The organism is Psychrobacter sp. 1044 (assembly GCF_904846525.1).
Taxonomy (GTDB): Bacteria; Pseudomonadota; Gammaproteobacteria; order Pseudomonadales; family Moraxellaceae; genus Psychrobacter.
Map to the genome: position 1 here is coordinate 1 of NZ_CAJHAZ010000048.1, position 1,354 is coordinate 1,354.

The window sequence follows — 1,354 nt, forward strand, 5'->3', positions numbered from 1 at the left end:
ATTTATATCGTTGCCGTCATTTAGTCGAAAATGCGTTTGCCAGATTAAAGCACTTTAGGGGAATAGCTACTCGCTATGATAAGCTTAAAGCGAGTTATGAAGCCGCTATTATTCTCGCTTGTACTTATATCTGGCTTCCGCTTATTTGAATTCTATACACGCCCTAAAGTCCTTTGAATTTCCCCTAAAATTTTAGGCGATACTTTGATCGAACGAATACAATGTCTAATTTATTAAATAACTAAAAATTGTTGATAGAACTCATTGTAACAAATAAGTAACAATTTTAAACTAACAAACTAAAGTTTTTTAAATTTAGTTTGTTAGTCGCCCCGCCCCCTGCGTAAGGGCAACCAACCGATACTTAGCTGAGCTTAAAGGTGTGGTCTCTTCTATTCCTAATGAAGCTATTTTAATCAATACGTTGGCGCTACAAGAGGCGAAGCACAGCTCTGAGATCGAAAATATTGTCACAACCAATGATGAGCTGTTTAAAGCTGAGCTTGATATCGTCAATCAGAGCCTTGCGACCAAAGAGGTGCAGAACTACACACAAGCGCTCAAATCAAGTTTTGATACGGTACGAAAAAGCGGTATTATTCGCTTAAGTGACATTTTAGCGATTCAAGAAGAGTTAGAGAAAAACGTGGCAGGGTTTCGTAAGCTGCCGGGTACGACGCTCAAAAACAGTCAAGGCGATATTGTCTATACACCGCCCCAGGATTGACCTATACTTTAACTTCCGTACTATAGCTTTGCTTTTTCTTAGTCATGGCAAACTCCTCATCGAGTCGTTAGTTTACTAAGTTTATTTATACGGTTTCCTCAGCATAGCTCAGTGATTACTCAATATGGCATTAAAAAACCGAACGTCTGCTTTAAGGCGCGTTCGAATTACATTGATGACCATGTATGTCAGCAACCATTCAATCTAAATGACCGTTACACCGTTTCTTCAGCATAATTTACTTGTCGAATGACCCTTTTAAAAAATGCAAAGGCATCTTCAGCTCCTTTTAATGCTTGTTGGCGTTGTGTTAGTGTCAATTCTAAGCCATCTAATTGCTCTTTAAATTTACGCCAATGCACCATTCTGCCATCTTTATGTGCAGATAGGTGTTTTGCACCATGATTACTTGTAAGTTCAATTTTTTGAGCTTCTTTATATAAAATTGCGGCGCCTAAATTTGAACCTTCAGAGCAATAAAGCCAACCAATAGATTCAAACTCACTTGGACTAGGTATAGCCTCATCGACTAACATAGTCTTAACGTGAAGGTCTTGCATGTCCATGGCTACTTGTTCTAAGCGTGATAGACTATTAAGTCCCTTAATCTTAAGGTTTAAGCTGGGA

At 38.6% G+C, this 1,354-nt stretch carries 2 protein-coding genes and 1 pseudogene; 2 read left to right on the plus strand and 1 reads right to left on the minus strand.

The window, feature by feature from the left end:
- Positions 1 to 149 (plus strand): transposase (locus tag JMX82_RS14095; protein ID WP_201540996.1); only part of this gene is annotated, 149 nt, incomplete at its 5' end.
- A 215-nt stretch (positions 150 to 364) separates the two neighbouring features.
- Positions 365 to 727 (plus strand): annotated as a pseudogene (locus tag JMX82_RS14100) (Fic/DOC family N-terminal domain-containing protein); the annotation flags it as partial.
- 215 nt (positions 728 to 942) lie between these two features.
- Here JMX82_RS14100 and JMX82_RS14105 read toward each other — a convergent pair.
- Positions 943 to 1,354, minus strand: a 412-nt coding sequence (locus JMX82_RS14105) for a biliverdin-producing heme oxygenase (protein WP_201540998.1), incomplete at its 5' end; no start/stop codon positions are given.